We start from the raw sequence: 9,146 nt of genomic DNA on the forward strand, positions 1-9,146 counted from the left end.
TCATTTAGGTCCCGAGATTGAAATCCATGGCTTTTAAACAGATCGCAATATCTTGCAAGTCCAGCACATGATCCACACAACCGGTCGCAATGGCCGACTTTGGCATGATCGGCACCTCCGCTGTTTCAGGATTCTGGACAATTGTCACGCCACCGGCCTGTTTAACCGCTCTGATACCTTCTGCGCCATCTCTGTTGGCGCCTGTTAAAACAATAGCCACTGCTTGTTTCCCAAAAACATCCGCAGCAGATTGAAAGAGAACATCCACAGAGGGTCTGGAATAACACACCTGCTCATCAATACTTAAACTCAGCGTTTCCCTGTCCTCAACCTGTAAATGGTACCCCCCGGGAGCCAGGTAAACATGATTATGGGTGATCTTCTGTTTATCACAGGCAATACTGATCTCAATAGGAGAGGACTTGCTCAGGACTTTACATAAACCTTCTTCGTCACCGGAAGCCAGGTGTTTGGTAATAACAACAGGATAAGAAAAACGACTGCCCAACTCTGTAAGCAGGGTTTCCAGCACCGAGAGACCTCCAGCAGAAGCTCCAATCACTACTACCCCGCCTTTCATCAAGAGTTTTTCCTATAAATGCGCTGATTTCTATCGATCACTTCCAGTTGATCACCGACCGTACTGAACAGAATGTTTTCCCGCTTGCCAATACAGAGAACGCCTCTTGAGCAAAGACTGTCAAACAGTAATTGCAGCACTCGGTCCTGAAGATCCTGATTAAAGTAGATAAGCACATTTCGACAGAGGATCAGATTCATTTCTCCGAACACACCATCAGTCACCAGGTTATGGTTTGCAAAGGTAATATGCTCCGCCAGTCGTCCATTAAACTTAACCGAGTCATAACCTCTATGACAGTATTTAGAGAGCTCTTTCTTGCCGCCAGACAAGCGATAATTCTCCTCATACAGTGCCAGATCCTCTTCTGGATAAATGCCTGTCTTGGCATGACGCAATGCCTGATCATTAAAGTCAGTAGCGTAGATCTGACAGCGATCCAACAAGCCCTCTTCATCCAGAAGAATGGCCATAGAATAAGCTTCCTGACCACTGGCACAGCCTGCATGCCAGACTTTAATAAACGGATAGGTTTTCAGAAGGGGAATAATGTTTTCCCGGAGCGATTTAAAAAATTCCGGATCCCGGAACATTTCAGTCACCACCACCGACATGTCTTTAACAAAAGCAGCGAAAGCAGACTCGTCATGAAGAAACAACGGAATCAAGTCACTGATATGCTGAACTCCAGACATCTCCATATGCCTTCTTACACGACGCATGAGAGAGGCTCTGGCATAACTGCCAAACTGATAGCCATACTTTTCCTGAACAGCAGTCAAAAGCAACTTCAGTTCAAAATCCTGATCCATTTCCCTGGGCTCTGTCATTTGAATAACCAGACTTTAATCATTGCCACCAGCTGGTCGATATCCACTGGCTTGGTCATATAATCATTTGCTCCGGCATCGATACACCTTGCTTTGTCATCTGACATAGCCTTGGCAGTCAGTGCTATCACAGGCATTTCTTTCAACCGGTCTATTTCACGCATTTTGGTCATCGCTTCATAGCCATCCATCACAGGCATCATGATGTCCATCAAGACCAGCTCAATACCCTCTTCTTCATCCAGTTTGTCGAGCGCATTTTGTCCGTTATCAGCAATAACCACTTCCAACCCAAAGGCTTGCAAGCCTTTGGACAGGGCAAAGGTATTACGAAGATCATCATCCACCAGCAGGATTTTATGACCTTCCAAAGAATTGTTATTGACCGTTTCTGCTGCCTGTTTCACATCGTCAGGTGCAGCCTTCTCAATAGAGTGAATAAACAGACTGACCTCATCCATGACCCGTTCTGAGGCATAATCACCTTTCATAACTAAAGCGCGGGTGTATTTCTGCAGTGCTTTCTGGTCTTCACCCGTCAGTTTCTTATCGGTATGGATGACAATAGATGGCATGTTGTCGCCCATCTTGTCCTTCAGTTTCTGCAAAAATTCCAAACCACTGCTATCCGGTAGTTCAATGTCCATGACCAGGCACTGCCAGTGATTCTCTGCCATCGACTTTTCGGCTTCTTCAGCGGATGAAGCCTCGGCGATATTCATCCCTTTTGCTTTCAGCATTTTTGCCAAGTGCGATCGACTCTTTTCATCACTGTCCAAAAGCAAAGCATGTTGAATATCTTCTGACAGAGCTTCTTCAAGAGTGCTGAAAACTGTTTCCAGATCGCCCACCGATACCGGCTTGACCAGGTAGCCCACGGCTCCCTTTCGGTCTAACTCATCCGGATCACGCCCTGATATGATATGGACAGGTATATCTTTAGTCACATCGTTCTGCTGAAGCTGTTTGAGCACCTCTTCACCATCCATGTCCGGTAAGCCAAGATCAAGAATAATGGCCATTGGCTGCTCTTCGATCGCTGTCTGAATACCTTCCTTGCCATTAGCTGCTACCAGACATTGATAACCATGACTCCCTGAAAGCTGTTTGACGATATCCGAGAAATGCTGATCGTCTTCAATAATCAGGATGTTATTGCCACCAGTGGACTTTCTCTTCTTTGTCGGGACTTTGTCATTAACAGGAGAGGTTTCAACCTTTGCTTTTGGTGCAATGGGAGCAGCGGGAGATGAAGCATTATTTTTTGAGCCTTCACTGGTGGCTGATAAATAACTGTCAGCGATGACTTTTTCACCAACGATTGAACATACCGCATTATCAGGCAGATAAACGGTAAACGTAGTGCCTTCGCCCTCTGTACTTTCTATACCAATATAACCGCCGAGCATAGAAGACATCTCACGTGAGATAGCCAGTCCCAAACCCGTGCCGCCATATTTTCTGCTGGTTGAACCGTCGGCCTGCTGGAAAGCTTCAAAAATGGCTTCCTGCTTATCCTCTGGAATACCTATCCCGGTATCTCTGACCGCAAAAGCTACATAGGTTTCATCACCATGATCGGTCTTTCGAATTGAGTTGGATACCTGAATGTAAACGCCACCCTGCTCCGTAAACTTGAAGGCGTTAGAGAGAAAGTTTTTGAGAATCTGCATGACCCTCTGACTGTCGGAAAGAATGGCCCTGGTCGTACCTGGGCCAATCTCCACAGCAAAATCCAGCCCTTTGTTATCAGCCAGAGGCTTGAACAGAGTCCGCATACTGGAGCACAGCTCTTCAATATCCATGTCATCCAGATTGATGCTCATCTTGCCAGCCTCAACCTTGGACAGATCAAGGATATCGTTGATCAGATCCAGCAATTCCTTACCACCGCTGTAAATAACCTGGGCGGATTCAATCTGATCTTCACTCAAATTGCCTTCGTCGTTATCCGCCAGCATTTGTGCAAGAAGCAACAGTGAGTTCAAAGGCGTCCGCAACTCATGGGACATGTTGGCCAGAAACTCAGACTTATATTTACTGGCTTGCTCCAGCTCTTTGGCCTTTTCTTCCAGTGTTTTTCTTGAAAGCTCAATATCCAGATTCTTTCGTTCAATTTCGGCTTTCTGCTGCTGAAGAAGCTCTGTTTTTTCCTCCAGCTCAGCATTGGACTTCTGCATTTCCTCACTCTGGGCTTTCAGCTCTTCCTGAGACTCTTCCATGACCCTGGCTCGGCTTTCCAGTTCATCATTCACAGTCCGTAACTCTTCCTGCTGCTCCTTCATGGCTTCCGATTGCCGCGTGGTTTTATCAAGCAGTTGATTAACTCGAGTACGGTACTGGGCAGAATTAATGCCTATCGCAACACTTTCGAGGATATCTTCCAGAAAACTTCTCTGTTCATCAGTCAGCTCCCTCAAAAGAGCAAACTCCAGTACGCCTTTGACTTCTTCTTCATAAACAAGGGGGACGGTAATGATCGCTCTGGGAGGCGTACTGCCCAGACCCGACTCAATCTTAATGTAATCTTCAGGAATGCTGGTCAGCTCAATAGTCTGCCTTTCCATAGCGGCCTGACCCACAATGCCTTCACCAACCTCAAAACTGTTCTTGTTTTGCTTACGCTTCTTCCAGGCATAAGACGCCATCAGCTGTAACCGTTTCTCATCATCCATGACATACATGGCACCGGTCTGCATATCCAGATATCGGGCCAGATAAGACACAATATTTTTACAGACTTCTGATAGCTCCTGCTCACCCCTCATGCAGTTGTTCAAACCAGCCTGACCTTCCTGCTGCCAGCTTTTTCGATCATTGTCACTGATGACATTTCTCAACTTTTCCGTCATTTCGGAGAAGCTGCGACTAAGATCACTGATCTCATTGTGACCACTGAGTACAGCTCCCTGAACATAATCTCCTGACGCTACACGGTTAACCCAGGCAGTGATGGTTCTTATGGGTCTGACCAGCCTGCGGGTAATCACCAGCGCAATCAGAATAACAATCAGGGCAGTAATGGCTGAGATATAGATCAGGCGGTTCCTGAACTCAATCACCGAGGAGAATGCATCGGCCTGGCTCACTTCAGAAACCAAGGCCATAGGTGTGTCCGCTACTTCAATGGCATGATAGGTGCCCAGAACCTTGTCACCATAGACATTGGTGTAGCTCTTGATATGGAGTGTCTGCTCCATCTGGTGACTTTCCGTGGTCTTTTTTTCCAGATTAACGTCTTCACCAAAGAGCTCGCTCAGTTCTGCATCGCTGTCGAGACTATGCTCTTCGTCTTCCATATCATGATCATGATCATCATGAATTTCATAAAATTCACCCTCGCCATCAAGGTGAGACATCCAGTCTTTCATCAGGGCATTATCTGCTATCAACGTCATGGACTGACTTGAATCCAGATCAGTTCCGTAGCGGATGTAGCCATCATCACCGATCAGGTAAGACTTCAGGCCACCGCCAAACTGATTTTCACTCTCGAAAATGTTCTGAACGTTATAGGCCAGGATCTGAACCGCCAGAAAGCCCGTGATGTTTTCCCGTTCATCCACCAGCGGAAGAATGAAGAAGCTGACCTTCTGATCCCCAATAGGTGGATACATGGCCACATCAGCATACTTGGGTATCACTTCCTCAAGACTTTCTCGGGCCGCTTTCGCAAAGGCAGTATTGGCAAGCGCTCCTTTAAAGAGATTCTTGCCCAGATCACCGTATGCATTCACGGTATAAAGAATGTTGCCTTCGGCGTCAGCCAAGATCAGGTCGGAATAGTCGTAATAACGTAAGAAATCCACAAACTCACTGGAATACTGATCCAGTACCAGGTTGTAGCTGAAGGAATTGATGAACTCTTCCGGGGACTTTTTCAGAGCCTTGTGACTCTGGATCAAATGGGACAGGAACTCCTGGGCCACACCCGCCTTGATGAAGAGGTTAGTGACCACAGAGTCGAAATAGTCGTTAATCTGCTGACTTAGCAGCTGATTGATGGTACTTAACTGCTCATAACGGCTCTGAACAATAGTACTTTTCCCTTCCCGGTATTCACTGACTCCTATCACCGTAATGGGTCCCAGTGACAGAACCATGAACCAGACAAAGAGTGTTACTGATAGTCCATGCCTGAATTTTCTATCAGATGATTGTTGTGCGTCCTGCATATCTGGCCATCCCTGCCACTGAAATCCCAAGTACCTACGGTGTAATGCGCCTACAGCCTGAATTACGAGAGTCGAGCGGTTTATCCTTTATAGCATCGCCTCTTTATGGGAAAGTTTTAGTGCCGATAAGTAAGGAAATATCACCGGTTATCTAATCGTCCCGGCGGAATTTTGTCGGCCACTCTCGTCTGATGCCAAGGGAAGCAACGATATGCCAGAAAAAGGAAAACTTCCCCCTCTCCCTATAGCGCCTTTGCCCCAGATAGGAATAGATTCTGGCAATCAGAAAAACAACACTCAGACAGAGAGTAAAACCGATCCTGATTCACAATGGGCTCAGAGCCCTCCTCAGGAAAAGCGTGTAAGATCTGACAGTGGCTATGGCTCAAGTCCCGAAGATAAAAGTCTACAAATACGTGATATAGCTTCTGAAACAGTGAAAGCTCAGCCCAGCCTGGATGTTGGAAGAAGCTACCTGACAGATCTAAAGCAATTCGATAAACCTTTGTTCGCCATGAACGAAGCGTTAACCCATTGCCATACCAAACGCTCCCACAGTCAATTACCCTTCTGGATTCAATCGGATCGATACCCGGTTCGGCAGTTCCGCGCTTATTATCTGCTGGAACTGGATAAACAAGATCCTATCAGTCATGAAAAGCTCCAGGCCAGAATGAGTGACCTTGAGCAGAAGTTTATGCAGCATAAAGAAGATTTACTCAGCAAGACATTACCTCGACGTTACGTTATTCCCTCGGATTTGTTTAATTCCCTGGCAGCCATTCAGGCTTTTCTGGGAAAAACGGCCGAAGCCGAAAAAACTATCCAACAGGGTTTTGACTTTGAACCCGGCAATATCATTTTCAGTCTGCAGGACGCTCGATACGACCTGAGAATCACTGACAAACAGGTACTTCAAGGCTTTCCCCAAAAGCTATCCTGACGCGTCCCTTCAAGAGCCCGCCATGACGCCGATAATCAGGAAACAGTTCTCCGTGAAAAGCCGCCATCATGAAGCCATTCAATATCAGCCTTCAGAGCCTACTCCTATCAGCTCTGTTACTTCCCTCTCAGAGCATGGCTCATCATGACCTGGTGATTTACAGTACCCGTAATATTGAACTGGTGACTCCCCTCACAGAGAAGTATCGTCAAATTCATGGTGTCAAAATCAAGCTGGTCGAAGTCAAAGAAGCCCAACTGATGGAGTCCTTCAATAATCCTGACCTGTCTCGGAAAGCAGACCTTTTCCTGGCCAAAAGTATTAACTCATTCTTTCAAGCCCAGAAAGAAGGTCTTCTCAAAGCGGCCAACTCAGAAATACTAAAGGCTAATATCCCGGAACATTTAAGATCCAGAGACAATATCTGGTTTGGTATCAGCCTGAGAGCCAGAGCCATAGTTTATACAACAGACCAGGTGATGAGATCTGAACTGTTCAGCTATGCTGCACTGGCAGGTCCTAATTGGGCAGACAGACTCTGTATGACTTCAGGCCAAAACCCTTACAATCAACTCTTGATTGCCAGCCTGATACATCGTTACGGAGTTCAGGATACTGAGCAGATTGTCAAAGGCTGGGTCAACAATCTGGCTCTCCCTCCTATGAAAAGTGACTCAGAAGCTATCAAAGCGATTGAGCAGGGAATTTGTGACGCAGCCATCATCAATCATTATTACTTTTCCCGAGCCATCATCGCCAACCCGAACCTGAAGATCGACATTTTCTGGCCTAACCAGCGTGGACAAGGGGCACACGTTGGCATTTCTGCCATTGCCATGACCAAAAGTACCCATGCAGAAAAAGAAGCGATTGCTTTTATGGAATGGTTATCGGGGAGTGAAGCTCAAGTTCTGATGACCGAGCTCAATAATGAGTTTCCGGTCAACCCCAGAGTGCCTCCCAGTGACAATCTGTCGATGCTGGGCGGCTTCAAGCAAGATAGCCTGTCTCTGGATAACCTGGTGGGTCTTATGGACCAAGCTCAGGCCATTATCAGGAAGACCGGTTTTTTATCCGATCAGTGAATCGTCTTAACCAACCAGACCATTGTGCCGGCCAGGCTGTATAAGGAGAAGGTTAACAGGGCAACTTCCCGGCGGGACAGTCGATCATTCGAAGCTTTCATAATGCTCACCTCGTACTTCATAATCGCTATTCAGGCATTACTCTTCCAGTGTAGCGATCAGAATCTGCGTCCAAACTGCTAACTGAACACCCAAAGTACCACGGCACTAGGCGTCCAGCCTGATTCCTCTATCGGGCATTCAAGCAGGGCAATGGATGAACGGTCTTTTGATAGTCCAGGCTACTGGTTCACCGGTTATTTGCCAGAAAAGCGTCAGGCTCCCAGATAAGCTTTTTGGACGGCATCGTCCGCCAACAACTCATCACCGCCACCCTGCAGCACGATACGCCCATTTTCCAGAACATAGCCCCGGCCTGCAAGCCTTAGAGCCTGATTGGCGTTCTGTTCCACCAGAAAAACCGTAACGCCCTCCGCTCGAAGACGCTCAATGATTTCAAAAATTTGTTGAATGACGATCGGTGCCAGTCCCAGACTGGGTTCATCGAGCAACAGCAGTTCAGGGCTACTCATCAAGGCTCTGGCTATCGCCAGCATCTGTTGCTCGCCTCCGGACATGGTACCACCTCTCTGGTACAACCTTTCCTTCAACCGAGGAAAGAGCTGCAATACATGCTCATAGTTTTTCTGGAAGGGCTCGCTATCAACAAAAAAGCCCCCCATAGTCAGGTTTTCTTCAACGGTGAGTCTCGAGAAAATTCTTCGCCCTTCTGGCACAACGGCAATGCCTGAACGCATGATTTCGGAGGTGGGACGACCTGTTAACTCCTGCCCCTTATACCGTATTGAACCTGACTCTGCCTGAGGTTCGCCACAGATGGTCATCAGTAATGAAGATTTGCCAGCACCATTAGCTCCTATCAATGTGACGATCTCTCCTTTCGAGATATCCACACTGACGGCATCCAAAGCCTGGATTTTTCCATAGTAGGTAGACACGTTTCGAATACTGAGAAGTGGTTCAGGTGCTGACATACTACTACTGACCTTTATTTATTCTGATTGTTATTAAGAGCATTCGAAGATACCAGAAATACGTTCGCAAGACAGCCCGATAAAGACGGTTTAAAACCTGAATAAATCAATGAATAACTGCTACGGGTACGAAAAATTCATAGTAAGATTCATAAGTTCTCAAAAGCTTCTGCATTGACCACATGGCAGCCAGCATGAAGCGTATTCAATAACATCTGCCAGTCTCGGGAATAAGCCGGTACTGTTTAACCTGTCTGTCAGATAGTCCCAGAACGAGAGACCATGCTGGCGACACGTTTTCTTCAGGCTGGCAAAGGTGTCTGGCACCTGTGTCGTCTGTCTGTAGATAATGCGAACAGCGAATTCCGGTTTCTAGTACCCCGTCCTGAGCCACATGATAGGTGAGCAACGCTTATCCTGTTAACTCCGAGACAGTAATGACGGAGTTATCATGACCATCAAATATCATGTTCGGCTCAGTGAGGACGAACGATCAACG

Annotated in this window: 6 protein-coding genes; 2 read left to right on the plus strand and 4 right to left on the minus strand. The window is 46.9% G+C overall.

Annotated features, from left to right (window positions below; all coding sequences use genetic code 11):
- Positions 1–4 precede the first annotated feature (4 nt).
- The 3 genes from ACR2PX_RS02865 to ACR2PX_RS02875 are packed head-to-tail and all read right to left on the minus strand — an operon-like array spanning position 5 to position 5,585.
- Positions 5–580 (minus strand): chemotaxis protein CheB, encoded by a 576-nt coding sequence (locus ACR2PX_RS02865; protein WP_433997849.1) that lies wholly within the window; start codon positions 578–580, stop codon positions 5–7.
- Complete coding sequence (locus ACR2PX_RS02870) at positions 580–1,410, minus strand: CheR family methyltransferase (protein WP_433997850.1); 831 nt, start codon at positions 1,408–1,410, stop codon at positions 580–582. The genes ACR2PX_RS02865 and ACR2PX_RS02870 overlap by 1 nt, the downstream gene beginning before the upstream one ends.
- Positions 1,407–5,585, minus strand: a complete 4,179-nt coding sequence (locus tag ACR2PX_RS02875) for a response regulator (RefSeq protein ID WP_433997851.1) — start codon at positions 5,583–5,585, stop codon at positions 1,407–1,409. The genes ACR2PX_RS02870 and ACR2PX_RS02875 overlap by 4 nt, the downstream gene beginning before the upstream one ends.
- A gap of 211 nt (positions 5,586–5,796) precedes the next feature.
- Here ACR2PX_RS02875 and ACR2PX_RS02880 point away from each other — a divergent pair, with 211 nt between their 5' ends.
- Together ACR2PX_RS02880 and ACR2PX_RS02885 are read left to right on the plus strand one after the other, a co-directional pair.
- Positions 5,797–6,528 (plus strand): hypothetical protein, encoded by a 732-nt coding sequence (locus ACR2PX_RS02880; RefSeq protein ID WP_433997852.1) that lies wholly within the window; start codon positions 5,797–5,799, stop codon positions 6,526–6,528.
- A 68-nt stretch (positions 6,529–6,596) separates the two neighbouring features.
- A complete protein-coding gene (locus ACR2PX_RS02885; RefSeq protein WP_433997853.1) occupies positions 6,597–7,613 on the plus strand; it encodes an extracellular solute-binding protein in 1,017 nt (338 codons plus the stop codon).
- Between the two features lie 314 nt (positions 7,614–7,927).
- On the opposite strand, the gene ACR2PX_RS02890 is transcribed toward ACR2PX_RS02885, so the two are convergent.
- Positions 7,928–8,647 (minus strand): ABC transporter ATP-binding protein, encoded by a 720-nt coding sequence (locus ACR2PX_RS02890; protein ID WP_433997854.1) that lies wholly within the window; start codon positions 8,645–8,647, stop codon positions 7,928–7,930.
- Between the last annotated feature and the right edge of the window lie 499 nt (positions 8,648–9,146).

This window comes from Endozoicomonas sp. (genome assembly GCF_051008435.1).
Classification (GTDB): Bacteria; Pseudomonadota; Gammaproteobacteria; order Pseudomonadales; family Endozoicomonadaceae; genus Endozoicomonas_A.

Excerpts from the sequence above, each read along its gene's own strand:
- ACR2PX_RS02885 (WP_433997853.1), top strand. The coding sequence starts at position 6,597 with ATGAAGCCATTCAATATCAGCCTTCAGAGCCTACTCCTATCAGCTCTG.
- ACR2PX_RS02875 (WP_433997851.1), bottom strand. The coding sequence starts at position 5,585 with ATGCAGGACGCACAACAATCATCTGATAGAAAATTCAGGCATGGACTA.
- ACR2PX_RS02870 (WP_433997850.1), bottom strand. The coding sequence starts at position 1,410 with ATGACAGAGCCCAGGGAAATGGATCAGGATTTTGAACTGAAGTTGCTT.
- ACR2PX_RS02865 (WP_433997849.1), bottom strand. The coding sequence starts at position 580 with ATGAAAGGCGGGGTAGTAGTGATTGGAGCTTCTGCTGGAGGTCTCTCG.
- ACR2PX_RS02880 (WP_433997852.1), top strand. The coding sequence starts at position 5,797 with ATGCCAGAAAAAGGAAAACTTCCCCCTCTCCCTATAGCGCCTTTGCCC.
- ACR2PX_RS02890 (WP_433997854.1), bottom strand. The coding sequence starts at position 8,647 with ATGTCAGCACCTGAACCACTTCTCAGTATTCGAAACGTGTCTACCTAC.